At 57.4% G+C, this 22426-nt stretch carries 29 protein-coding genes; 5 read left to right on the top strand and 24 right to left on the bottom strand.

All coding sequences use genetic code 11. The annotated features are described in order from the left end of the window. Positions 1–75: 75 nt before the first annotated feature. The 22 genes from ACYASS_RS14795 to ACYASS_RS14690 form a co-directional block, all read right to left on the bottom strand. Positions 76–570 (bottom strand): lysis system i-spanin subunit Rz, encoded by a 495-nt coding sequence (locus ACYASS_RS14795; protein WP_463586679.1) that lies wholly within the window; start codon positions 568–570, stop codon positions 76–78. Further along, positions 567–1004: a cell wall hydrolase gene (locus ACYASS_RS14790; protein ID WP_463586678.1), complete on the bottom strand. Its 438-nt coding sequence runs from the start codon at positions 1002–1004 to the stop codon at positions 567–569. The genes ACYASS_RS14795 and ACYASS_RS14790 overlap by 4 nt, the downstream gene beginning before the upstream one ends. A gap of 212 nt (positions 1005–1216) precedes the next feature. Continuing rightward, complete coding sequence (locus tag ACYASS_RS14785) at positions 1217–1588, bottom strand: tail fiber assembly protein (protein ID WP_463586677.1); 372 nt, start codon at positions 1586–1588, stop codon at positions 1217–1219. Next, the gene (locus ACYASS_RS14780) at positions 1585–2676 is read right to left on the bottom strand and encodes a hypothetical protein (protein ID WP_463586676.1); all 1092 of its coding nucleotides are present in this window, start codon (positions 2674–2676) and stop codon (positions 1585–1587) included. Before ACYASS_RS14780 ends, ACYASS_RS14785 begins: the two co-directional genes overlap by 4 nt. A 119-nt stretch (positions 2677–2795) precedes the next feature. Beyond that, positions 2796–3956 carry a phage tail protein gene (locus tag ACYASS_RS14775; RefSeq protein WP_463586675.1) on the bottom strand — a complete coding sequence of 387 codons (1161 nt, stop codon included), beginning with the start codon at positions 3954–3956 and terminating at the stop codon, positions 2796–2798. Next, on the bottom strand, positions 3956–4561 hold the full coding sequence (locus ACYASS_RS14770) for a YmfQ family protein (RefSeq protein ID WP_463586674.1): 606 nt from the start codon (positions 4559–4561) through the stop codon (positions 3956–3958). Before ACYASS_RS14770 ends, ACYASS_RS14775 begins: the two co-directional genes overlap by 1 nt. Beyond that, a complete protein-coding gene (locus tag ACYASS_RS14765) occupies positions 4552–5595 on the bottom strand; it encodes a baseplate J/gp47 family protein (protein ID WP_463586673.1) in 1044 nt (347 codons plus the stop codon). Before ACYASS_RS14765 ends, ACYASS_RS14770 begins: the two co-directional genes overlap by 10 nt. Beyond that, positions 5585–5980 (bottom strand): phage GP46 family protein, encoded by a 396-nt coding sequence (locus ACYASS_RS14760; protein WP_430735949.1) that lies wholly within the window; start codon positions 5978–5980, stop codon positions 5585–5587. Before ACYASS_RS14760 ends, ACYASS_RS14765 begins: the two co-directional genes overlap by 11 nt. A gap of 8 nt (positions 5981–5988) precedes the next feature. Further along, entirely contained in the window at positions 5989–6525 is a 537-nt protein-coding gene (locus ACYASS_RS14755) for a phage baseplate assembly protein V (RefSeq protein ID WP_463586672.1), read from the bottom strand. A 53-nt stretch (positions 6526–6578) separates the two neighbouring features. After that, on the bottom strand, positions 6579–7613 hold the full coding sequence (locus ACYASS_RS14750; protein ID WP_463586671.1) for a phage baseplate assembly protein: 1035 nt from the start codon (positions 7611–7613) through the stop codon (positions 6579–6581). A 3-nt stretch (positions 7614–7616) separates the two neighbouring features. Continuing rightward, positions 7617–8858, bottom strand: a complete 1242-nt coding sequence (locus ACYASS_RS14745; RefSeq protein ID WP_463586670.1) for a DNA circularization protein — start codon at positions 8856–8858, stop codon at positions 7617–7619. Between the two features lie 24 nt (positions 8859–8882). Further along, the gene (locus ACYASS_RS14740; protein ID WP_463586669.1) at positions 8883–11033 is read right to left on the bottom strand and encodes a phage tail tape measure protein; all 2151 of its coding nucleotides are present in this window, start codon (positions 11031–11033) and stop codon (positions 8883–8885) included. A gap of 129 nt (positions 11034–11162) precedes the next feature. Continuing rightward, the gene (locus tag ACYASS_RS14735; protein ID WP_463586668.1) at positions 11163–11462 is read right to left on the bottom strand and encodes a phage tail assembly protein; all 300 of its coding nucleotides are present in this window, start codon (positions 11460–11462) and stop codon (positions 11163–11165) included. Continuing rightward, a complete protein-coding gene (locus ACYASS_RS14730) occupies positions 11462–11809 on the bottom strand; it encodes a phage tail tube protein (RefSeq protein WP_243246360.1) in 348 nt (115 codons plus the stop codon). The genes ACYASS_RS14735 and ACYASS_RS14730 overlap by 1 nt, the downstream gene beginning before the upstream one ends. A 61-nt stretch (positions 11810–11870) precedes the next feature. Further along, positions 11871–13367 (bottom strand): phage tail sheath C-terminal domain-containing protein, encoded by a 1497-nt coding sequence (locus tag ACYASS_RS14725; RefSeq protein ID WP_463586667.1) that lies wholly within the window; start codon positions 13365–13367, stop codon positions 11871–11873. Further along, positions 13364–13555, bottom strand: a complete 192-nt coding sequence (locus ACYASS_RS14720; RefSeq protein ID WP_463586666.1) for a DUF2635 domain-containing protein — start codon at positions 13553–13555, stop codon at positions 13364–13366. Before ACYASS_RS14720 ends, ACYASS_RS14725 begins: the two co-directional genes overlap by 4 nt. Further along, on the bottom strand, positions 13552–14142 hold the full coding sequence (locus ACYASS_RS14715) for a phage tail terminator protein (protein WP_463586665.1): 591 nt from the start codon (positions 14140–14142) through the stop codon (positions 13552–13554). The genes ACYASS_RS14720 and ACYASS_RS14715 overlap by 4 nt, the downstream gene beginning before the upstream one ends. Before the next feature lie 191 nt (positions 14143–14333). Continuing rightward, positions 14334–14975, bottom strand: coding sequence for a hypothetical protein (locus tag ACYASS_RS14710; RefSeq protein ID WP_463586664.1), 642 nt, complete (start codon positions 14973–14975; stop codon positions 14334–14336). A 32-nt stretch (positions 14976–15007) separates the two neighbouring features. Continuing rightward, entirely contained in the window at positions 15008–15178 is a 171-nt protein-coding gene (locus ACYASS_RS14705; protein ID WP_463586663.1) for a Com family DNA-binding transcriptional regulator, read from the bottom strand. A gap of 176 nt (positions 15179–15354) precedes the next feature. Then, positions 15355–15648 (bottom strand): phage holin family protein, encoded by a 294-nt coding sequence (locus ACYASS_RS14700; RefSeq protein ID WP_238599512.1) that lies wholly within the window; start codon positions 15646–15648, stop codon positions 15355–15357. Then, positions 15641–16009, bottom strand: coding sequence for a putative holin (locus ACYASS_RS14695; RefSeq protein ID WP_122665491.1), 369 nt, complete (start codon positions 16007–16009; stop codon positions 15641–15643). Before ACYASS_RS14695 ends, ACYASS_RS14700 begins: the two co-directional genes overlap by 8 nt. A gap of 405 nt (positions 16010–16414) precedes the next feature. Beyond that, positions 16415–16831: a hypothetical protein gene (locus tag ACYASS_RS14690; RefSeq protein WP_463586662.1), complete on the bottom strand. Its 417-nt coding sequence runs from the start codon at positions 16829–16831 to the stop codon at positions 16415–16417. 196 nt (positions 16832–17027) lie between these two features. Between ACYASS_RS14690 and ACYASS_RS14685 the strand changes: the two genes are divergently transcribed. From ACYASS_RS14685 to ACYASS_RS14665, 5 genes are all read left to right on the top strand, one after another. Further along, entirely contained in the window at positions 17028–17744 is a 717-nt protein-coding gene (locus tag ACYASS_RS14685) for an XRE family transcriptional regulator (protein WP_243246384.1), read from the top strand. A gap of 144 nt (positions 17745–17888) precedes the next feature. Beyond that, positions 17889–18140, top strand: a complete 252-nt coding sequence (locus tag ACYASS_RS14680) for a DUF1654 domain-containing protein (RefSeq protein WP_463586661.1) — start codon at positions 17889–17891, stop codon at positions 18138–18140. A gap of 105 nt (positions 18141–18245) precedes the next feature. Next, positions 18246–18443, top strand: a complete 198-nt coding sequence (locus ACYASS_RS14675) for a hypothetical protein (protein ID WP_463586660.1) — start codon at positions 18246–18248, stop codon at positions 18441–18443. Then, complete coding sequence (locus tag ACYASS_RS14670) at positions 18440–18682, top strand: pyocin activator PrtN family protein (protein WP_099268585.1); 243 nt, start codon at positions 18440–18442, stop codon at positions 18680–18682. Before ACYASS_RS14675 ends, ACYASS_RS14670 begins: the two co-directional genes overlap by 4 nt. Before the next feature lie 267 nt (positions 18683–18949). After that, positions 18950–20581: a methyl-accepting chemotaxis protein gene (locus ACYASS_RS14665; RefSeq protein ID WP_463586659.1), complete on the top strand. Its 1632-nt coding sequence runs from the start codon at positions 18950–18952 to the stop codon at positions 20579–20581. Positions 20582–20741: 160 nt separating this feature from the next. On the opposite strand, the gene ACYASS_RS14660 is transcribed toward ACYASS_RS14665, so the two are convergent. Together ACYASS_RS14660 and yiaY are read right to left on the bottom strand one after the other, a co-directional pair. Continuing rightward, positions 20742–21065, bottom strand: coding sequence for a DUF2025 family protein (locus ACYASS_RS14660; protein WP_243246405.1), 324 nt, complete (start codon positions 21063–21065; stop codon positions 20742–20744). A 32-nt stretch (positions 21066–21097) separates the two neighbouring features. Next, positions 21098–22246, bottom strand: coding sequence for an L-threonine dehydrogenase (gene yiaY, locus ACYASS_RS14655; protein ID WP_463586658.1), 1149 nt, complete (start codon positions 22244–22246; stop codon positions 21098–21100). Positions 22247–22426: the final 180 nt, after the last annotated feature.

Below are 22426 nucleotides of genomic sequence, written 5' to 3'. Positions count from 1 at the left end.
CGATCGCTGGCCTCGTAACCTCGGTGAGCGCCTACAGTTCAATCATTGCTACACGACAGCAATCTACGTCCTTCTCTATCTGCTCTGCCCCAGACACACCCTCTCGACATACTCCTGCAATGCACTCAATTGACGGATGGCGTCATCCCCGTCGACCCCGGTATGGAGAATTCTTTCTGCAACCGCTGGGTCAAGTTGGGCTCGACTTTCTTCATCAGGCTGGCGGGCGGTGCTGGCGGAGGTTCGCACTGCGGGGCAACGGGCGTTGACGTACACCCGCTGAGCGCCAGTAGCGACAGCAGTGAGCATGGCAGCATTTTTTTCATCGGCGAGGGCCTGTTCCTGAGTATGTCGGGTGTCCAGATCGAGCAGCAGCTTCTGGGTCTTTTTGCGTGATTCATTGGCAGCGGTGAGCTGGCGGAGCTTTGCCTGTTCGGCATCACGCTCAAGAGAAATCAGGTCGCGATCCGCCTTTACATCGTGCAGACGCAGGGCGAGATAACTGCTCGATAACAGCAGCCCCAGAACCAGCCAACTCCACGCTGGCATCCATTTCAAGAACGCGCTCACGGCACGTCCCTGAAGAAAATGTGACGACCCAGCTTGAGTGTCCGCTGGGCCATCGATGCCCAGGCCGGAGCCTTGGGCATGCTGGTGGCGTAGTAATGAGTCGCGCCACCGGTTGGATCAGATTGCTCGCCCGCCATGACGGCCGAAGCCGCCTGCAAAGCCAGCGCGAATTGCGCGACAGGAATGGGTTTCGTGCCACTCATGAACGGATAATTGGGATCGTTGCGGTTCCAGCAACTGAACTGATACGGGGCCCGGCACACAGCCACATAGCCCTCCCCCCACCAGTCAGGTTTGCCATCGTTGTGCAGGTCCATTTCCACCCGGTTACGGATGGTCCAGCCGACAGCAATCATCCCCGCCATCCCCTCACCACGAGCCTCGCCCCAGAGCGTGCGGGCGAGGGTGTCGTGGTCTTTGTTAGTTGCGGTCATGGATTTCTCCGGGCGAAAAATTACACCCTCGCCGCTTATAAGTGAGGGCATACATATCGGGGGAAGCCATTCGCTAACTAATGGCTTCTCTTACAAAAAGTGCAACACAAGACAAGACTAAAACGAGGGTACGAGAGGCGTTGTTCCCTAGGCTAACGATTTAAAAGCGCTTAATTTAAATCGAGGGGCACTGACAAGGGCAGCGCCAAGTCTTAAACATTCGGCAACACCGGCCATTCGATAGACTGAGGATATCCCGCTAAATCAACCACCCTAAGAACGTTAACGCGGTATAACTTCCACACCTTCAAATTTTCGACTTCTCTGTCCGTTGCCAAACCCAAGTCCACCGCGTCCTGAAGAGGAGCAATTCGTAACGCCGCCACACCTAGTAACTCGCTGACTTTCGCCTGCGCTTGACTCAACATCACATCTGCAGATAATTGCGCCAACGAAGGCAGCGCCTCCGAGTAAATTTCCGTCTCAACATCAGGGAAAATTTCAGACTCAGTACCTACACTAAACTCAGGACCGTCTACAGCACGAAACCCAAGCCCATCTTTTCTAACCGCATAGCCACTCATAAATTGTCCTCCCAGCCCATGCACTGCAAAATTCCGACAGACGAAGATGAGCAATACATAACGCTCATTGTTTTAAGGTTGATATCGCCGGATGCAGTAGGAACTGGTCCCGACACGTTATAACCACCTACATAGGGAAAGCCATTTAGCTGCGCAGGGCTTAAGTATCCGTTCCCTGGCGTTGCGATGGACGTCCCTGTCGGAGCAAAACCAATATACCCGGTGGTCGTGCCAGCCACTAAAGATGCGCGACAAGCCGTTTCAGGAACAAAACTACTCAACGACGCCGCTACCGCTACACTTGCCGTGCCAGAGGCAACTGTTGGATAGGCCACTACGTTAGAAGCTGCCACCAATTCATAGCGCACCTTGTTACCAAACTGACTAATTGAAAGAGGGTACTTGTTCGCCGATGCATCAGTTCGAATAGCTCCCACACGAGCAGCATGAGTGAAGCCCGCTGGAAGTGCCGGGGCCGATTTGCCAAGCGATACAAGAGAGGCGATGGCACGCGTCACAGGATTGTGGATAACGTGAACGAAGTACCATGTTGATCCAGCCGATACGCCGGTATCCAAGCCGTTTAAGCCCACAGCCATAAGGTTGCATGACAGCGAAATATCGCTCAACGTACGCATTGTCAGATGGGGCCCCTCCACCACCAAACGATCAGCAGTGATAGTAATGAGCGCACTCACGCCCGTCGTAGATATTCGAAGGTTCGAGAAGCTGCCCTTGATGCCGACGCTCGCTTTCTCTGCCAGTTTTTTCGGGGTGACGATGGTTGAGTCGTCCGTTCCGGTATCCACTTGCGTCTGCGTTGCAATGTTCGCGATACCCGACTTTTCTTCTGTCGCAGCGCCTGCCAGGTTATCCGTAATCAATTGCTCAATAGCCAGCGCTAGCTGATTATTTTGACCCTCCCTCGGTTCAAGTTCGGCAGACTCAATAACATTGAGAATCTCCTGAGTTACCGCATTGCCCCAAGAACTGGGGATATAAGTACCTGCTTGGCCAGTCGTAATATCTTCATCCACAAACTGACCATTAACCAGCCCTATGTCTGGCATGCTTTTTGGAAAATCCATTATTTTCTACCCGATAATTTGCACGAAGACGCGATACAACCATCCTGATAACCAAGCGCGTCACATGGCTAATAAAACGTGACGCCCCCCCCTGAAATAACTGGCTGTGTTCGAAATGCTCAGATCAATTTAATCCGGCCAGGATAGGCAATATTTCGCGGCCTGATGGCGTCCCAGTGATGCGCAGAGGAAGTTTCGGAGCCCGTAAGACGGCCACTTGAAACAGCGGTACGTTTGTCATAGTTCCTGACATCGGCAGACCGCCCCTCTCCACTACCCGTCAACACCTCACTGGCGGCCTGGGACGAGCCAGCAACACGGGAAATATCGACAGCACGTGCATCGTCAAAGACCCTAAAAAACTCTCCTCGCGCCTCAGGACCACGGAAAGTTGCAACACCATCCCCGCTGGTCCAGCCACCCTCCATACCCACACGAGCGGCTTCGGTGGTCAGCATCCCCGACTGCTGAGCGTGATCCCACAGCCATGGCCACTCCGAGCGTACGAACATAAGCCCGGAGATAGCTCCATATCCTCCGGGCGGTGAGGCCACGCTGGTATCGAAGACCACTCTACCCAACGGAGTAGAGTCACTGCGCCCGACCGGCCACCAACCACCAGCACCATCACTGCGCAGATGCCACCAGTCCCCAGCCCCCATCAGCACCAAAAATGGATAACCGGCAGCGTTGAGATGGGTGTGCAGCTTGATTTTGTCATCACCACTCGCGACAACACTGAGCCGATTATCCGTGTTGTCCGCTCGGCGCAGGATGACATCCCGGACTCCCAACGCAGGGCTTGAAGCAGGTAGTGTCAAGCTCACAGTCGCTACAGCAGCATCAATAATTACCAACCCCAAATCGGAAGCCAGCAAGGTTTTGGAGGCGGATACCTTACGTACAGTCGCAGCTGTCAGCGCTTTTTTATCAATGGCTTGATGCACTCCAAACGGGGTGACGGCCTTTTGTTTGTTGGTCCCTGTCTGAGCCTCTTCTACACTGGCAAGCTTGACGGCGCCTGAGTCCGTCTCAGTTGCCGTGGGCATTGCCGCCGGTATGGTGCGGGTGACGATTCTGTTAAGAGCGTCCAGCAACTGAGCGTCATTACCCTCCTCTGGCACCAACTCCGCCGCCTCAATGACGTTGATAATCTCCGACGTCATGGCATTGCCCCAGTCCGCCGTGATCAACGAGCCGACCTGACCGGTCACATTGCTTTCGTCGACGAATCGGCCGTCAACCAGCCCGACGTTGGGCACGTTTTTTGGAAAATCCATTATTCATTTACCCCGTAATTTAAAAACTCATGTGCATGCGCAGGGACTGCGCGGCGGATGACGCATTCGAACGCGCTGCTGGAGTTCACTCCGAAACGCTCGCCCCAGTGGGAGACCGCAAAACGCCGCCCCAGTCGCAGCCGTGGTCCGGTGCTCAGGGTCCACATGTACTGCGCTGACCAGGTGCCGAAACGTGACTTGCCGAAGCGCGCATTGCCAAAGCGCGGTGTGCGGTACTCGATGACTTTCGCGTGTGGATAGCCCACCGATATCGCCAACTGCACGAAGAACGCCGGGTTTTGCCCGCCGACTTCTGTCAGGCGACGGCGGACGGCCAGTTGCCGGTCTTCGAAGGTGGGGTTCACCCCCAGACACGGGTCAGGGAGACCCATCACTCGCTCCCAGTCGGGGACCAGTTCACGCACGTGGTTTGGATCGCTCTCACCCAACAGGTCAGCCAAGCGCACATCTTCGCGGGCCAGTTCCTGGGACCCGGCTTCGAGCAACTGATGAATTTCCGGAACCCGCTCTGCATCCCAGGCGGGGCCGGGAGGCAGCAGAGCCTTGAGCTGCGCGTAATACGCAGCGGCTGTTCTTATCGCCATAAGATGCCTCCAAAGGTCGGCAGCTCGTTGGCGTCTGGTTGCACGTTGCCAAGTGGCGCGAACAGGGTGTGATCCTTTTCGCCAGCCGCTCCGCTGATCGCTTCGGCGATATGGCTACCGAGCAATACAACGCCGAGATCGGCCTCGCGGCTGTGCAGGTCGATCAGCGCGTCTTCCACGGCTGCCCGAATCGCTCCGCTGTCCGGGGTCAGTTTGATTTCGTACTGAATCGGCAGCTCGACCGGCGCGAACACCCGCACTTCTGCCGTCACTGGCCGCATCGATTCGATGTAGTCGTAGACGCGCCGCAGTTGTTCGGCGTTGGGTATCGGGTCAATGTCGCCATCGCGTACCACGAACACGCCGACCGTGCCTGGTCCCATCCAGTGCCTGCGCACCCAGGCCCGCGTCACGCCGGGCACTTCCAGCGCCCAGGTCACGTAGTCACTTTGATTGCCGCCGTGAGGCACCACCGCATACGAGCGCATGACCTTGGCCCGCAGCGCCTCGAGGCTTTCCTGCTCCGTGCCACCGGTAATTCCGGGTTCAAGCACCACGAAGGTATTGGCGACACCGACCACCGGCGAAACCGTGGTCAAGCGAGTCGCCGACGACGTGTTACCCAGAATGCCTGGCACCACGGCTTCCAGTTTCACCGAGCCGCTCAACGCCGTGAGCGTGACCGACAGCGACACCTTGAACAGCGCACCATCACCTTCACGTTGCAGCAATGTCCCGGCATCCAGCACCGCACCCACCACTCCGGTGAAGCTGGCCGTACCGGCTGAACTCACTGCGGGCAAATAGCTGCGCCTGAGCCGCAGTAGTGCCATGCGCAGCAGATTTTCTTCATCGGCGGTGTCGGGCAGGATCTGTGCGGCGATGTAGTGTTGATGCCCATAGCGACCATATGAGGCGGCACCATTGATCCGTGCAAGGACCTCGGCGTCAGAGCGCAGCAGCGCACTTGAACCGGCCAGATCACTGCGAGCACGGCTGATCAGTTCGGGTAGTGAGGGAGTTTTAAACGGCATTGATCACCAACCATAAATTATCGAGATAAATTTCCACCGTGGCGCCGCCCGTCAAGGCCAGCCTCACCCGCATGTCGAGCCGCTCGGCACCGCGTGTGATGTCGATCAGGACGGCCGAAACCCGGCCGTCATCGAGCATCCATTGCAGTGCTTCACGGGCGTAATCCTGGGCATCGCGTTCGGTTTGCGCGGTAAGCGTGCGGCGACGCAGCAGGTACAACCGCGAGCCGATCTGGTCGTCGGTGACCGTGGGAAAACTGTCGCCCCACCAGCCGTAACGCTCCGGGTCGTCCAGCTTGTCGTCCACCCCGGCCCGCCGCCATGTCAGCAGGCTGATGATTGCCGCGCGGCGCCAGGCCTGTTCTGTGGTTGCTTCATTGATCACGGTCATGGCTAGCCTCCTGGCACTGGTTTTTTGTCCGAACCTTCATGCACATGCGTGACCAGGCTGACGCCCGCAGCGACCTGATCGCCCGACGACTCGATGCGCCCGGTGGTGCTGATCAGCGGTGTGTCGAAAGTCACTCCACCGCTCGCCTTCACACTGAAGTTTGTGGTGTTCAGATCCACGGATTCGGCGGCATTGATCTGCAACGTCAGGGTCTGCAACTCGATGACCCGATTGCGTTTGAAGTGCAGGAAATCCCCTTCATCGGTATGCAGCGCCACTTCGCCGTTCTTCAGACCGGTCAGGCGAAAGCGCCGGTCCGAAACACAGATCACCACGCCGTGCGATCGGTCGCCCCCGATAAAAGCGGTCAGGCCCTCCGCGCCGGGATGCGGATTGGAGGTGTAGCCATAGGGCTCGAAGTGTTCGAGACCGTCCTTCACTTCGTTTGCGGTCAGGGTCATTTGCAGGGACTGAATCGCCCCGGCCGGGTTGACCAGATTGACGACTCCGCGGACGAGCGTGTTCAGCAGCTCTCTCATGTCGAAGGCTTCCAGTAGGTAATAAAAATGGATGAGCGATGGTTTACGTGGCGTTACTCAAGCTTTTTGGGCTCAGGTAGAAACGCTTCGATGGGCGCGACCGTGAGGTCTGCGGTGGTGCCGCTTTCCCCGAGGTTGTACTGGATCTGGCTGATCAGCATTTCCTGGTCATCACCGATCAAATGATCGACGATGCGCACGATCATGTTTTCCCGCCAGAGATCGCCATTCGATTGCCGCCACCCCTGAATCTTGTAGGTGCGGGTCAACGCCTTGCCCTTGCGGCTGGCGCGCTCCCAGTCGGCGCGAGATTGAGCGAGTGTCTGGGTCAACTGGTTCTGCTCATGAATGTGCTTGAGCCGCTTGCGTGGTGGCGTGTCGTCGAAGGCAAAGGCCTCGACCTGTGCTGCTGCACTGGCGGGTTCTTTGTCCTCCCGTTTGCGCTGCCCCGTTACACGGTATTGAGAGAACACCCCGGAATAGTCCAACTGCGCAGAGCCAGTAAGAATATTTTTCCCGAGTTCCAGGCGGTCAACCGCCCGACCGCTGCTACCGGGAGCAACAATCACTAAATGCCCCTCGCCGTCATCAGTGGAAAACAACCGGGAAAGCGTGAGCAATTTGTCGATGGACTCGAACACCGTTTCGCCAGGGGTACTGTGGTGACTTTCGAGCTTGGCAGTCTGTGCCACCTCACTGAGCACCTTGATCCCATAGGGTTCGGCCAGCGCTTGAACAATGTCCTGCACGCTCTGTTTATTCCACTGAGAAACATCCCCTGTTACCGCGCAATCCACCAGATCCGCCGTCAGCGACCGCCCGGCAATCGAGCGGGTCACGCTATTGGCGTCGTAGCTGACCGGGGTCGAATAAACGTGCCCCGTCAGCACAAGATCCGCGCCAATGCGAACTTCACAACGGGCGCCTTGCTTGACCTCAACTTCCATGTCCTTGCCCGGCCAGCGCCAGGACACGCCCAAGGTAAACGTCCGCGCCTGCTGCTCAATACCGGCAGAGATGCTGACTGTTTTCCAGCCACGGTAATCCGTGCCATCAACGCTGAGCGTGACGACGTTTTGCGCGTCCATGGGTTACTCCTGAGCGACTTGAAGGGTCGCCGCTGGCAAGAAGCCTGGGTGAGAAATGCTGTTACGCGCGACGATTTCATCGCCGCGTGTGGCGTCGGCAAATTGCCTGAAGGCCAGCACCACAGCGGGTACCGATTCTTTGGGCGTCACATCAACGAGGTTTACCCCTGAACGCGCAACGGCGGTCAGGTGCTCCCTCATACGTTTGCGAACCGCTTCAATGCGCTCGAAGTGCTCGTGACCAGCGAGCAGCGCCGCTTGCCAAAGAGCATCGCCGAGAGCATCACGCAGTTGCATGATGTCGGCCGCCACCGGTACTTCGGGACGCGCCACGGGCGTTGCAACCTGCTGTTCGAGGCTGGGTACCCCCGGCAACGCCGCAGGCGCTGCAACCACCGGCATGGCCGAGGCCAGACGCAGGGCATCGGCCAGCACCACATCACGCACCAACTCACGCGTAGCGGTGACGGTTGCGACCGTGGCGACACCTCCCGCAGCCGTTGCCGGACTCACCAGCCCAAGCACCGTTTCCACCTTGGTCATGGCCTGGCGTTGCGAGCTTTTGAAGCGATCAAACTCGCCAGTCATGCTGGAGAATTGCGCCCCCAGCATCGTCGACAGGTTTTCCGGAAAGTTAGCCAGGGTGTCGGCCAGCGAAGCCGCCGAACTGACAAAACCGGTCAACTGACTGAACTCGCGCTGAATAGCCAACTGCACCCCGGCGACACCGTTTTGTAGCGCCGTCATGCTGATTTGCGCTTTGTTGACCAGTGCCATCGCGCTCTTGTATCGGGCCAATGCCGAATCCAGAAAACTTTCGTTCTCCATTTCCAGCAGCCTGGCGGTATTGGCCACGCCCACCGGGTAGCCCTTTTCACCAGCCTCCACGAACGACAGGGAAAACCTCGCGATCCCGCCTTCGGCCCGCGCCTGTTTGACCTGACAGCCCTCAGTCGCAGTCACGGTCATGCGCCCGAACCAAGGGTGAATCAACTCCCCTGATCCGGGCTGATCGAGTGCGTGCAACAGGTTGTCACGCTGCACAAAGCAGTCGTCTCCGATGACAAAAGCCTCGAAGGTTATCGCCCGGGTTTTGCGCCCCATGTCTTCGACCAAAGGCCGATCACGCTGGGGATATTCATGCAACTGCGTACGCCGCCCCACTACCGTACTGTCACTGTCGACCCAAAAGCCGACACCACGGAACGAAGCAGACTGCAGGTCATCCCGCCAAGTCTTGCTCATGTCGCTGTCCTTTATTTCGAGAGGCTACTGCTGCGAGAGGCTGCGAACGCCCCTTTGCGATATCGAGAAGCCCGGCTGATTGGTTTGAGCCTCGCCAACGGTGGTGCCCGGCGGCGCGTTCTGGAACTGCACGGTCAACGCGCCCTGCAGGTTCATACGGTTGTTGGCCGCTGCCTGCTGATTGAGTGATCCGGCCATGATCAGGCTGCCGGGCGCACCGCCTTGCTCAGGTGAACGCAACAGTGAAGCGGCTGATGCACCGCCCTGAGTGAGATTGCGCTGTGCCTGTTCGTCGCGGACCGCCTGGGCAGCGTTGGTCATTAAAAACTGTCCGGTGCCACCGCCGACGCCTATGTTTGCCTTGCGCTGATCGGCGGCAAACTGACTCATTTCATCGGTGGCGCCCTTGATCAAGCCGCCGCCAAACAACGCCATCATGGGTTCGAAGATGGTTTTCACTTCCCCCCAAAGCTCTTTAACCCAGGTGACTACCGGTTCCCAGCGCTGTTTGATCATCTCCAACGGAGACCAGTCAAAGACGCTGGCCAGAAAACCGGTAAACGTTGATGTGAGTTCCGTCACCCCATTCCAGATCGTCCCGAACGTCTCAGCGACAGGCCCCCACATTTCGATAACCTTAGCCACGGGTGGCCAGTCAAAAATGCCACTGAGGTAGTTCATGAATGGGGACGTTACTGCCTTGACCACATCCCACAGCGCACTGAAAAAACCTTTCAATGGCTCCCAGTTCTCGATGATTGCGCCCAACGGCGACCAGGAAAAAATCGTCTTTATCCCTTCCCAGGCCATCATTGCTGCCGCCTGAATCGTCGCCCAGACCGCCTTGAAAAACGCAGCAACCGATGACCAATTGGCAATCAACAAGCCTGCTGCCAGAGCAATCCCACGAACGATGAGCCCCACAGGATTATTACCAATAACAGCGCTCATAAAGGTGCTGGCCACCGTCGCCGCGACCACCGCCAAACGCAGGAGCGTAAAGCCCGCTGCCGCCCCGGCGATGCTTCTGACCAGCCCGGGGTTCGCCTCGGTAAACTCTGAAACCTTGCTGATCAATGGCCCGATCGTGCCGAGGAAATCGTTGACCGGCGGCAACAGCGCTGAACCGATGGCAATCCCCAAACGCGTTGTGCGGTTATCCATCACCTGCAGCCGACTGGCGGTTGTCTCCGCGGTGGCGGCATAAGCCTCCTGTACCGATCCCGCATACTGCTGACTGTTGCCGACCAGCTGGAAATTACGCGACAGCGTGTCGAGATCAGTCAGCAGCGGAGCAGCCGATTGATCACCAAACAACTGCGTCAGCATCGCGCCCTGCTTGCCTTTCTCCAGCGCATTCAGCTTGGTCAGCACATTACTGATCGTGCCTTCAGCATCTGCGGACATGCCTTCAGACACCGCTTGCGCGTCCAGCCCCATCGCCTTGAACGCCTGCTTCTGGCCCTCGGTTGCGAGAGTGCCGGCGTTCAGTGTTTGCGCAAAATTGCGCATGCTGCTCGCGGCCGCCTCTTCGGAAGCGCCGCCCTTGGCGAAAACAGCGCCCATTGCGGCGGCTTGCCCCGAACTCAATCCGGACGAACCTGCGGCGGTGACGATCCGGGAAACTTTCCCCGCGTCCACGCCCCCGGCCCGGCCCAACTGAGTAATCTGGTCGGCCAGGGCCATGGCTTCAGTCTGGTTCAGTTTGAAGTCTGTGCGCCATGACGCCATCATTGCACCGGACTGTTCCCCGGTCTGATCGAAAGCAATGCCCATCTTCAAAGCGTCTTCGGCGAATGCTTTCAATTCCTCTCGGGCAATGCCCGATTTCCCACCCAACGCAAACACTTGCGCGATGCCCGCAGCGGACACCGGCAGTTTTTCCGACAGGTCGAGCACATCCTTGCTCATCGCCTTGAACTGCTCGGGCGTTTGAAAATCAACCGCCCGCCTGACCTTGACCATGGAGTTTTCAAAGGCAATAGCGGCTTTAGCGCCATCAATGAAGGGCTTCATCAGCCCCTCCTTGCCGGTCAAAGTATCCATGAAGGGAATGTTGCCCAAGGCGCTCAAGGATTTACTCAGGGTCGATGCTTCTTTCTGCGCGCCTTTGAGCTGGAGCGACAACTGGTCGATGCCAGTGACCACCATCGCGACTTGAAGTTTGTTAGCCATTATTCCCCCGTTGCTCTTCGAGTATTCGAAAGGCGTGCCACTCGCTTTCCAGAATTACATCCAAAGGTCTTCCCATGAGCACCTCAGGGTCCGACCTCCAGAAGTAAGCGAGGTCGTACACCACGCCGATCAGGTCGGCGACGCCAGCGAAGCGCTCTGCAGGAAAAAACCGATGATTTTCCACACCAGGCTGTTCAGGTCCGCCAGGTCCAGTTGGTTGACTGACCCCGCCGGAATGGCTGCACACACCGCGATGTATTTGCAGGCTGCTTCGATATCCGCCACCGGCATCGACGAATCGGAAAGCGTGTAAGGCAGCACCTTGATCGCCCGGCATTCTTCAGCCGTCGGGCGACGCAGGTGCAGCTCAGTGAGTTCCTGACCGTGTGCCTTGATGGCGACGGCCAGGGTAAAGGTCTCTTTGCTCATCACTGCCAGTCCCCCGAGATGCCTTCGAATTTGAGGCTGACCTTGCCGTCCTCACTGGAGCTGGTCATGTCATCCACCGCGTACGCGCCGCTAAGCACGTAAGTAGTGCCGTCATTGAACTCGGCGGTGACCGTCATGTTGGTGCCAGTCTCGATTTTTGCCCGAGGGAAATCGACGGTACGAATCGCGTCAACTTTGATGAACGGCGTGACTTCGTTTTCCTTGAAGTAGCCGACCACAACGGTTTCACGCTTGACCCGGGACATCGGTACTTCTACCGCGCCCGTGATAACCAGCTGTTCGCCGTCGACCTTGATGTAGCAAGTACCCGCAACTTTCTGACCCATGTGAATCTCCACTAAAAAAGCCCGCACAGGGCGGGCTTGGAATGACGTTTGATTAAGCGGCTCAGGCCGCGTCGGAATACTGCAGACGGAACTGATACAACAGCGCGAACACGCGCAGTTGGTTGACCAGATCCGGTGGATACAGCACGTTCAGGCGATTCGGGTTAGTCGCGTCGCGCTCAACGATCAGGTTGTCCTTGAAGGCGTCGATGTTCTCGACAATCCCCAGACGCACCAGCTCACCATAAGCTGCGATCAACTCACCGCGAATCACCTTCGGGGTCACCATGCGCTGGCCCGGGCCGAACTTGGTGCCGTCGTTCGCCAGTTTGTGGCGACCGTATTTGCTGGTGATGCGGGTGCGCAGGAAACGCAGCACATACGCCGACTGGTGCAGCGGCTCGCTGTCCAGGTACGAGTCATCCGGCTGGTTGTACGCGTTACGCTGATACGTGGTGATCGCCCGCTGGATACGCATCGCGCTGCCCGAATATTCGAACGTGGCGATGCCGCTGCCCAGCAACGACTGGTATTCATCCAGCATGAAACGGTCACTGACCGCAGCAGGCTCGATGGCCCCCAACTCACCCGACTGAGTCGGGCATGCAGGGTCGGCGCTGATGAACACGGCGGTGCGTGCACTGAACTGAGCAGCGACTTCCCATACCGGCTGCGGAATGCTTTTTTCCATGGCGCCGATGGACACCGAAGGGTCATTGCGCAGCTTGCCCGCAGCCACCAGGGCACCCAACGTACCGCGTTTTGCGCTGTAAACCCGACCGTAGATCTGCTTCGCCCAGGACCAGCGTCCCGAGGTGAAGTCCATGGTGGATTTCCAGTAATCCAGCGTTGCAGCGTCGGTCCATGGCTGGCTGATGAACTCGAACGGTTCATCGCCGAGCGCGGCCAGCGCGGCGGCCATTTCCGGCGTACCCACACCACCGGCCAGCGCAGCCACAACGACTTCCAGACCGGCTGGCAGTTGCTCGCCATTGGCGGCACCCAGTCGGTTGAAACTCAACTGGATATCGTTGCCCAGCTCGCCTTTGAACTTGCTGACCAGCGTCACGACGCCCGCTTCGGCGGTGGCAGTAACCGGCAGATCGGTGGCCGCATTGATAGCGCTCAGCAACGCAGTGGCTGCTTCAGCGGCCGTGGCCAGTTCAGGCACGATGGCTCGCACACGCACGCCGCCCACGTACAGGTTCAACAGGCCGGCCGCCGTGGCGGTACCGGTCAGCGTGACCTTGCCTTGCGCGTTGGTGCCGGACTCGATCTTGAGTGGCAGGCACCAGACCTCGCCCGCTACGTCGATCTTGCGATGCGCGGCGTGCATGGCCCACAACATCGAACCGGCGCCGCCAATGGAGCGCGCTTCGGTGCTGCGCGAGACCAGCACCAGGCGGCCGATGTCTTCACTGGTTGCATCGTCGTTGACCTGACCGATGATCAGACGTCGCAGACTGGAAGCACCGCTGTTGGCCATCGAGTTATCAAGCTCGGCGTAGAACAGTGGTACACGAAGATCGGATGGAATCTGGCTAAAACCTACAGTCATTTGGCGGCACTCCCTTTCGCTTTGGGCAGGCTCGGAGCCGTACCCACGATTACGTCTGCATCATTGATCCGTCGCTGCCAGTAGGCAGTCAGCGGCACTTCATAGCCCTCTGCGGGCAGCAGTTCGCCGCCCCGGGCCGGATCCGGAACAGCCCGGCCTTCGGCAGGTTTCACATGCACTCGTTTCACTGGGGTATATCCTCACGGGTTTGAAATTCGAAGCGGCCATCGGGGCCGCGATCTGTCAGGTTTTGATCGACCATGGGGTCAATGAAGTCGATGTCCATATCGACTCCTTCAAGCAGTGGCAGGCCATCGTTGAGCTGCTCCTGCCAAGTTTCTGGAGCCCCGGCCGGGTCACTGCGACCCAGCAAGAACTCGGTGAAAAAGCGGAACTGGTAAACCACCCGGTTATCGTCAATCAGCAACATTGAGCTGCCGCTGTACTGCAAGGGATCGTCTTCAGCTTCAGGCTGAAAGCCCACCAGAGCGGCCCAGAGCTGAACGCGAATGCTCTGAAGTTCCTGAGTCGCGGCCTGGCCGTATTGATCCCGGTTCACCAGTGCCACGTTGACCTGGTATTGCTCACGAACGATGTGCCGGACCACATTGGTTGTGGATTCCTGTGCGGTATCACCCGCCGTCAGGACATAAGCTGCGGGCATCGCCAGCTGGTCGTCGGTACGGGCGCTGTCCCATTGCAGACCACCGGCGACCCGCCCCTGAAAACCGGGACAGCGCTCGCTTATCTGTGTAATCAAAGTTGTTACGTTCATCTCAGAACTCCAGTTTCAGAACTCCAGACATGACAAAGCCCCGCGGACGGGGCTTTGTCGTGGTCGTAAAAAGTGGCTCAGCAGACCCTATGTATAGGGGCTCTCAGAGGTTCCGAGGGGTTGGGAGAAATCGTTAAATCAGCAGCCCGACGTCTTCGCCGGGCTGCTCGTAGGCCTACGACGTATCGTTGTTAGTTGGTGATCAACAGATCCAGACTGGTGGAGTCGCAGGAGTAGTCGCCTTTATTGTCGAACACGAAATACAAAGGAGCACCTGTGGTAACCGGAATAGCATCCTCGCTTACTACGGCGCTACCTCCATTGGGGAGGTCGTAAGTCTTAATTTCAGAGTCACCAGACTTGATGATCAAGGCAATGCCGTTGCCGCAGGATGTATGCAAATCATTCACACGGCCGTGAACACTGACCGACCCATTAATTGGACTCGTCCATCGAATAATCGACTGGGTGCTGTTGCCTGGGTGCAACGCGACATCGCCTTGCTTGAAGACGAAGCTGCCGCCACTTCCCGAAAAGCCGTAATCAGCTTTCGGAATTGCGATCCAGCCGCCCGTGGCGGAGTTCTGCCAGCAGGTTGCGGGAGAGGCACCGCACTGATCTGCCGCAAAAGAAGGCATCGCAGTGTAGTTCGCCGACGAACCTCCGCCTGCAGCACTTTGCATGAATGCCCAGGTAGAGCCAGCGGGTGCACTCTCCTTCATCAGATACATATCACGAGCCAGGTTCCAAGACTGAGCCGCGGCCCAGGTATTTACAGAAACAAAGGACGACAACAAGGCCGTAACCAACAGAAGCGTTTTGTGCAGTTTCATATTTCACCTCAAGGTATGAATTTGGACATCGATCAGTTGCGCTGACTATCCGCACGCGGGTCGCTCAGAGGCGATGACTCGGGGCTCTCGGCCCTCACATGATTCAACGTCCCGCATCGGGAACATTTGATCTGGAGTTCGGTGTACTCACCCACTCGGGCAAGAAGTCTTTTGCACTTTCCACATCTGCAATCTTTCAACATCTGCGTAATCCTTTGATTTATGCCGGGTCACGCCCGGCTCAATCCGAAGTCGCCATCTTGTTTGCGCTGCAACGCAAAAGCCCCGCGGACGGGGGCTTTGCTGCACTCATAAAAAGTGGCTCGCGAAGCCCGACGAATAAGGGCTCTGCGAAGTTAACGGCGCTCAGGCATCAAGCTCACTGTCCGATCTTCCAGACTTGCGCCAGGTTGCCGTTGCTCTGATAAACAGAGCCGACAAATACGGCCAGGATCATGACCAGAGGCCAGGCCTGAACGGGCATGACCAGCATGCCTTTGCAGATATAAACCATCACCGTGCCGGCGCTGACCATGACCAGCCAGGCCAGACAGCTCATGTTGCGGCGAAACCGTGCGCCTTTGCGGCGAAACGTAAAGAGCCGAACGAACAAGCCCATGCACAACCAGAACGTCACCTGGGTAAGCAGTGCGCTAATCAAAGGCTTATCCATCCTGACCTCCAGGCTGCCCGGTCTCTAATCTGCCGCGCCGTTTGATTGCTGCCAGCGCCACAGTGACCACCAGCACGGAGGCCCCGAATGCTGCGGGCCCTGAATACTTGAAAGGACGAATCCCCCAGATCTCGAAATCCACCAGAGCGGGGGCGAACAAATAACCCATTACAAATGACACCAGTAGAAAGACCATCCGCTTCCAGACCGGCATTTCTTCTGTGGTGGTAAAGAACACCAATGCACCCGCCAATGCGCCGATGGCGGCGAGCGTATCAATGCCTGTTAATAATCCTGCGAAACCCGCACCGGCCGCACCAGCGACCACGACAGATGCGGCCGTGCTCGCTGGCTCGGCCATGCTCATACTCCATTGCTATTCCCGAGGGGAAAAAGAAACCCCGCCGAAGCGGGGTGGGTGACTGCCTGTTAAAGGCCTGATGATGTGGCTGAAAAAGCCTGCCTGCCGTTGCTGCCTCAGGCGTAAATCTCAGATCGTGCCGCCTTTGTACCTGCCGCCGGAAAGCATGGGAAGTGCTGATTTCAGGGTGGTTCAGATGCGACTGGAACGCGACAGGAATGTGACCAGAACACGACAAAGTAGCTCGACGAACGGTTGCAAGTAGTCATTTGAGAAGCTTGCCAAACGGATGTCCTGTAGGAGCCAACTTGTTGGCGAGACGGAATATCTGACGATGCAGGTTCTACGTCTCGCCAACAAGTTGGCTCCTACACAAAACGCATTTCAAATCAGGTCGTGCATGCATCACCTGCTGGACGGAGCGCCGCGCTTGCCCGTACTCGCCATCACGATCGACATCACTAACTCATGCAGTCGCTGTACCCGGTTGCGGTAAGTCCGGTCAGCACCTTCGGCAATCCCCGCGGTGCGCATCTGCTCGCGCACCGGCACCAGTTCGCAATAACGTTGTGTGGCGAGTCTGGCCAACGCCGCGTGACCCGGCGTGCGCTGCAACTGAGCGACGGCACGATCTATGGCCGTGGCGATGGTGTCCATGCCTGTGCCACCACCATCCAGAATGCGCGAGCCCGGTGTGCTGCGCGGTGGTGCCCCGCCCCATTCAATCAATGCCCCCAACTGGCTGCCCAAACCGCCACCCAAACCTTGCTCGCGGGTTTGCTCGCCCCAATGCACCATCAGCTTTTCGATTTCCTTGATCATTGCTGTTGCTCTCCATCAACTCAATACCCGCACAGCAGGCATCGTGAAAAACCCAAGGCGTGATTAATCAACCTGACCGAAGCCAGGCAAATCGTTGCGGACCTGTGGGATGAACAAAAAGATTAGCAATCGCTAATATTTACATCAATAGCAAAATGTAATTTACTGTCTGCTAACGCAAAGCGATGATTGAGCCATGGATATTTACGAACAACGTCTCAGAGCCCTTCGCCATGCTATGGCCGGCCTCACCCAGAAAGACTTCGCCAACCAGTTCGGCCTCGACGCCTCTTATCTGTCGCAGTTATTGAACGGCCATCGAAAACTGGGGGAAAAAGCGGCTGCTACCCTGGAGGGCAAGATCGATCTCGCCCCAGGCACACTGGTCTCTCCAGAGCCTTCGGACAGCGGTGACCTGCTGGAACGAGCGAAGCCAAAAGCAGCAGCACCCGTTGACACCCGGAAAGTCATGGAGTCTTTGGGGTTCATCACCATCCCGCATCTGAACGTGGCGGCCTCGATGGGCTACGGCCTGGTCCCGGAACATCAGGTTGAAGTCATCCGTGAAATGACGGTGCATCTCGACTGGCTGAAAACTCAAGGCGTGCCGTACTCAAGCCTCGAAAACCTGGCGATCATCACCGGCGATGGCGACAGCATGGAAGGTACCTTTCGCGACGGCGACTCGCTGCTCGTTGATCGAGGCATCACCGAAATTCGAACCGATGCGGTTTACGTGTTCACCCTGGACGGCGATCTGTTCATCAAGCGTCTACAGAGAATGACCGGTGGAGCACTGCGTATGATTTCGGACAACCCGGTTTATCCGCCGATCATGATCGATGGCGCTGACCTTGAGAAAATCCATATTCAGGCGCGGGTATTACTCGTCTGGAACGCCCGAAAGCTGTAGCCCTCAATGCGATCTGCAACGAGCCCGCCGATGCGGGCTTTTTAATGCCCCATTCAAAAAAGAGTACACACGTACTCCTTTTCTCTTGCCGTATGGTCGCCCGATAATTACTGTATGTATATACATAACACCAAGGAGGAACTCATGTCCAAGACGCAACCCAGAGCGCTCGTCCCCCCCACATCACTGGAAATGCTGGGGGCGCGTATTCAGAAAATCCTCACATCACCGGCCGCTCGTAAGGAGCATGCCGCGCTCGTTTACAAAGCGCCGGACGAAGCTCAAGAGGACTGGGATCAAATCATTGATGCCATTACCGAGACCGATGGCGTGTACGCAACCCTTCAGGACGACGGGTCTGTACGCGTCTTCTGGGATGTTCCTGCTCAAGACTAAAGAATAGAAACAGGGTCACCATGGAAATATTTAGCAAATGCTATTGTATAATTATTTAGCTATTGCTAATTTAATCTCGTACCCAATCATTACCGAGTACGAGACATGAAAAAACCACAGCATCACCCTCGCTGCCAGGTGTACCTGCACCCGGCAGCCACTTCGAATCCTGCTGCGATCCACGCTATCCAGCAGCAAGTCGGACTTTTACTGATCATCACACCGAAAAAAAAGCGTTCACAGAGCAACGCACCGTTAACACGTACGGATGAAATCAACCCTTGGGGAGGTGATGCAGCATGAGCCAGACACTCAACCAACTGCGGTCTGAATTCGCAACACCGTGCCCGACGTTAAGCGCCGTTCGGGAACGGTATTTCTCCCACATATCGAGCGATCGCTACCTGATGCGGAAAATCAGCAGTGGCGCAATTGCCCTCAAAGTCACTCGACTTGGCGGCTCCAGCAAAGGTCAGCCTGTGGTTTATCTGCACAACCTTGCGGATTATCTGGATGCCCAGGACCAGTTACAGGCCGCGTGACCCGAGACTGCCGCTGTCATACAGCGGCATCACGCTAATGCTCACCAAGCAACAATCACGCAGACATATCAGCCTGTAACTCAAAAATCAGATTGCCTTGGTTACATGGAGAAGCGTCTATCTCAACGGTTTTCGTCACAACATTGATTTTCATCATTTTTTTCAGCTCATTACTGGATATTTCCAAATAATCAGCTAAGCGGCCTCAAGCTGAACCGTTTAACGTCGATAGGCTACTAACGTTTTCCCTTCCGACAGGCCCCTCGCATGAACCTGAGAAACCTCAACATCGCCCCCCGGTCGCTGCTTTGCTTTGGCTTTTTTGCCGTATTGATTACAGCCTTGGGTCTGTTCTCCTTGCAGCAGTCCGCTGGTTTGAAAGAGTCACGAGAGACGTTGCAGGACAACGTACTGCCTACTATTCAAGCCATCGAACAGATCAAAACTGATCTGGTGACAATCCGCCTGGGCAACACGGGTCTACGGGCGGCGCAAAATGCTGAGGGTGCCAAACGTCAGCTCGAACGCATCAGTCAGGCTCGCGCGAGCCTGGAAGCCGATGTTCGCAAGTTAAAACCCTTGCTGGTTACTGAAGCTGGCCAGAAAGCATTCTCCGGTATGGAGCAGCATCTGTCGGCTTACCTCGGTGTTCACTCGCGCTTCCTGGATGCCGTCGAACAAAAACGCGAAGACGTTATCAATGCGATGACTATTTCGACCGGAGAAATGACCCTCTCAGCGGAAGTATTGAGTAAAGACATCACCGAGGTTTCGCGTTTGGCAAACCTCAAGATGGCTGAATCTGGCGCCGCTGCTGACCAGACCTACTCCCAATCCCGTAATGTCACCATCGCCGCGATCCTGATCGCACTGGCCGCGACACTTGCACTGGCAGCGCTGTTTACCCGTAGCCTCGCCGCGCCGATCGCCAAGGCCTTGGCGGTTGCTCAGCAAATTGCCGCCAACGATCTCAGCAAGCCAATCGACATTGATGGCAAGGACGAACCGGGCCGACTGCTGCAAGCGCTGTCGGTGATGCAACAAAACCTGCGCCGCACACTCGGTGAACTGGGCGACTCCTCGTCGCAACTGGCATCGACCTCCGAAGAGATGACCGCCGTTACCGAGGACTCGTTGCGTGGTGTGCAGCGTCAGAACGATGAAATCAATCAGGCTGCCACAGCCATTAATCAGATGAGCGCGGCGGTTGAAGAAGTGGCACGCAACGCTTCGCTGGCTTCCACAGCTGCGCGTGATTCGAGCCAGTCGGCAGAAAACGGCAGCAAGCGTGTCGGCGAAACCGTGAGTGTGATCAATGAGCTGCACCAGGCGGTCGGCGTGACTGCGGTCGAGATCGATGGCCTGGCCGTGCAGGTTCAAGGCATCAGCGGCGTTCTGGACGTGATTCGCGGTATTGCTGACCAGACCAACCTGCTCGCACTCAACGCGGCGATTGAAGCGGCACGCGCGGGTGAAGCGGGTCGTGGCTTTGCGGTAGTAGCGGACGAAGTTCGCGCGCTGGCGCACCGTACTCAGCAGTCCACCGCCGAGATCGAAAAAATGATCGCCTCGATTCAGGACGGTGCCGGTAAAGCAGTCAGCGCCATGGGCCACAGCAGCGAACGCGCACGCGCGAGCCTTGATGTCGCTGAAGCGGCAGGCCTGGCACTGGCTGAAATCACCGCGGCGATTGTGCAGATCAACGAACGCAACATGAGCATTGCCTCAGCCACCGAAGAGCAAGCACAAGTCGCCCGCGAAGTAGACCGCAACCTGACCAGCATCCGAGACCTGTCATTGCAGACATCGGCAGGTGCCAACCAGACCTCGGCGGCCAGCAGCGAGCTTTCGCAACTGGCGGTGGGCCTGAATCAGCTGGCGCTACGCTTCAAGATGTGAGGATGAGCTGCACCGTGCCCCTGACGCGGCGCAGTCTCACGGAAACATTGGAACTGTAGGAGCTGCCGAAGGCTGCGATTGCGCTGTGTCAGCGATAACTGATCGCAGCCTTCGGCAGCGCCTACAGAAATGCATTCCAATCCTGAGGATGCATTTAGCTCTAAACCCTCACCCGCCGCTCCACCACTATCTCCGGCAAATCCAGACGTCGCATGTACACCCGCAATGGCTCGCTGATGCGCAAGCGGTCGTCGATGTTCTGCTCTAAAAGCAGTTGAAGGCGCTCCCGACTGAGGGTCATGAGTTCATCTTTCCCGGCCGTCCAGACGAATTCACAGGCCGGAATAATGCCCTCATCGCTGACATCCATACCGAACGAATCTTCGCTAAAACGCACGATGTATCGCTGGGCCTTGTGGTGGTAACCGACGAAACCTGCGAGGTCGTCGGCTGCTTCGCAAATAGCGCTGGAGGTGGTTTTCATCAACAGTCCTGCCTCAATGAGTGGGGCGCCAATTACAGTGCGCGGCGGAAGATGTCTTCTATTTGCGCCTGATCAGCGGGACGCGGGTTGGTCAGACCACAAGCGTCTTTCAACGCGTTGGCTGCCAAGACCGGGAAGTCCTCTTCCTTCACGCCCAAGGCGGTCAGCCCCGGCGGAATATCGATGGAACCCGCCAACGTACGAATCGCGGAAATCGCGGCACGGGCTCCCTCCTCCGGAGCCAGACCGCGAATGTCGGCCCCCATGGCATGCGCCACATCCGTCAGGCGCGCCGGGCAGACTGCGGCATTAAAGCTCTGCACATGAGGCAGCAATACCGCATTGCACACGCCATGGGGCAAGTCATAGAAACCACCGAGCTGGTGAGCCATGGCATGCACGAAACCCAGAGATGCGTTGTTAAACGCCATGCCTGCGAGGAACTGGGCATACGCCATGTTTTCTCGTGCCTCCATGTCTGATCCATCGTCCACTGCACGGCGCAGATAACCGGCGATCAGTGACATAGCCTTCAGAGCACAGGCATCGGTGATCGGCGTGGCGGCGGTCGAGACATAAGCTTCGATGGCGTGCGTCAGCGCGTCCATGCCGGTAGCAGCAGTCAATGATTTGGGCATTTTGGCCATCATCGCCGGGTCGTTGACTGACAACAGTGGCGTGACGTTGCGATCGACAATGGCCATTTTTACGTGGCGCACTTCGTCAGTGATGATGCAAAAGCGGGTCATCTCACTTGCAGTGCCTGCCGTTGTATTGATGGCGATCAGCGGCAATTGCGGGTTCTGCGAGCGGTCCACACCTTCGTATTCGCTGATGTGTCCACCGTTAGTGGCACACAGGGCGATGCCTTTGGCGCAGTCGTGAGGCGAGCCGCCACCTAGCGAGATCACGAAGTCGCATTCACGCTCACGCAACAGAGCCAGGCCGCTCTCGACATTGCTCACCGTCGGGTTGGGTTGCGCACCGTCGAACACCACCGAGTCAATGCCCTGCTCCACCAGCAGACCTGCGATGTGGGCCGCCAGCCCAGCCTTGGCCAGACCTGCGTCGGTGACAATCAGTGCTTTGAGAAAACCGTACTTACGGATCGCCTGCATGGCCTCATCGAGACAGCCGAGGCCCATGATGTTCACGGCGGGAATGAAAAAGGTGCTGCTCATGATGGAACCTCGGCGTGGTCGCCTGCGCGTGGAGAATGCTTACAGCATGCGCGCGCCGAGGAAGGGGGAATTGATCTGGCTCAATGAATGGAGAAGCAAGCACGCCCCCTGTAGGAGCTGACGAGCCAACCCCCGCGGGGAGAGCGACCCGGGGGAGAAACCACAATAACCGCCCACCCG

Source organism: Pseudomonas sp. HP_14 (assembly GCF_055283875.1).
The sequence above is the reverse complement of the archived record's forward strand: the minus strand, read 5'-3'. Positions and strand labels throughout refer to the sequence as shown.

Coding starts and splice junctions, on each gene's coding strand:
- ACYASS_RS14685 (WP_243246384.1), top strand. CDS start 17,028: ATGGATATTTACGAACAACGTCTCAGAGCCCTTCGCCATGCTATGGCC.
- ACYASS_RS14680 (WP_463586661.1), top strand. CDS start 17,889: ATGTCCAAGACGCAACCCAGAGCGCTCGTCCCCCCCACATCACTGGAA.
- ACYASS_RS14725 (WP_463586667.1), bottom strand. CDS start 13,367: ATGACTGTAGGTTTTAGCCAGATTCCATCCGATCTTCGTGTACCACTG.
- ACYASS_RS14695 (WP_122665491.1), bottom strand. CDS start 16,009: ATGGCCGAGCCAGCGAGCACGGCCGCATCTGTCGTGGTCGCTGGTGCG.
- ACYASS_RS14775 (WP_463586675.1), bottom strand. CDS start 3,956: ATGGATTTTCCAAAAAACGTGCCCAACGTCGGGCTGGTTGACGGCCGA.
- ACYASS_RS14665 (WP_463586659.1), top strand. CDS start 18,950: ATGAACCTGAGAAACCTCAACATCGCCCCCCGGTCGCTGCTTTGCTTT.
- ACYASS_RS14785 (WP_463586677.1), bottom strand. CDS start 1,588: ATGAGTGGCTATGCGGTTAGAAAAGATGGGCTTGGGTTTCGTGCTGTA.
- ACYASS_RS14715 (WP_463586665.1), bottom strand. CDS start 14,142: ATGAACGTAACAACTTTGATTACACAGATAAGCGAGCGCTGTCCCGGT.
- ACYASS_RS14780 (WP_463586676.1), bottom strand. CDS start 2,676: ATGGATTTTCCAAAAAGCATGCCAGACATAGGGCTGGTTAATGGTCAG.
- ACYASS_RS14735 (WP_463586668.1), bottom strand. CDS start 11,462: ATGAGCAAAGAGACCTTTACCCTGGCCGTCGCCATCAAGGCACACGGT.
- ACYASS_RS14660 (WP_243246405.1), bottom strand. CDS start 21,065: ATGAAAACCACCTCCAGCGCTATTTGCGAAGCAGCCGACGACCTCGCA.
- ACYASS_RS14690 (WP_463586662.1), bottom strand. CDS start 16,831: ATGATCAAGGAAATCGAAAAGCTGATGGTGCATTGGGGCGAGCAAACC.
- ACYASS_RS14750 (WP_463586671.1), bottom strand. CDS start 7,613: ATGGACGCGCAAAACGTCGTCACGCTCAGCGTTGATGGCACGGATTAC.
- yiaY (WP_463586658.1), bottom strand. CDS start 22,246: ATGAGCAGCACCTTTTTCATTCCCGCCGTGAACATCATGGGCCTCGGC.
- ACYASS_RS14755 (WP_463586672.1), bottom strand. CDS start 6,525: ATGAGAGAGCTGCTGAACACGCTCGTCCGCGGAGTCGTCAATCTGGTC.
- ACYASS_RS14730 (WP_243246360.1), bottom strand. CDS start 11,809: ATGGGTCAGAAAGTTGCGGGTACTTGCTACATCAAGGTCGACGGCGAA.
- ACYASS_RS14705 (WP_463586663.1), bottom strand. CDS start 15,178: ATGTTGAAAGATTGCAGATGTGGAAAGTGCAAAAGACTTCTTGCCCGA.
- ACYASS_RS14710 (WP_463586664.1), bottom strand. CDS start 14,975: ATGAAACTGCACAAAACGCTTCTGTTGGTTACGGCCTTGTTGTCGTCC.
- ACYASS_RS14675 (WP_463586660.1), top strand. CDS start 18,246: ATGAAAAAACCACAGCATCACCCTCGCTGCCAGGTGTACCTGCACCCG.
- ACYASS_RS14790 (WP_463586678.1), bottom strand. CDS start 1,004: ATGACCGCAACTAACAAAGACCACGACACCCTCGCCCGCACGCTCTGG.
- ACYASS_RS14740 (WP_463586669.1), bottom strand. CDS start 11,033: ATGGCTAACAAACTTCAAGTCGCGATGGTGGTCACTGGCATCGACCAG.
- ACYASS_RS14765 (WP_463586673.1), bottom strand. CDS start 5,595: ATGCCGTTTAAAACTCCCTCACTACCCGAACTGATCAGCCGTGCTCGC.
- ACYASS_RS14745 (WP_463586670.1), bottom strand. CDS start 8,858: ATGAGCAAGACTTGGCGGGATGACCTGCAGTCTGCTTCGTTCCGTGGT.
- ACYASS_RS14700 (WP_238599512.1), bottom strand. CDS start 15,648: ATGGATAAGCCTTTGATTAGCGCACTGCTTACCCAGGTGACGTTCTGG.
- ACYASS_RS14770 (WP_463586674.1), bottom strand. CDS start 4,561: ATGGCGATAAGAACAGCCGCTGCGTATTACGCGCAGCTCAAGGCTCTG.
- ACYASS_RS14670 (WP_099268585.1), top strand. CDS start 18,440: ATGAGCCAGACACTCAACCAACTGCGGTCTGAATTCGCAACACCGTGC.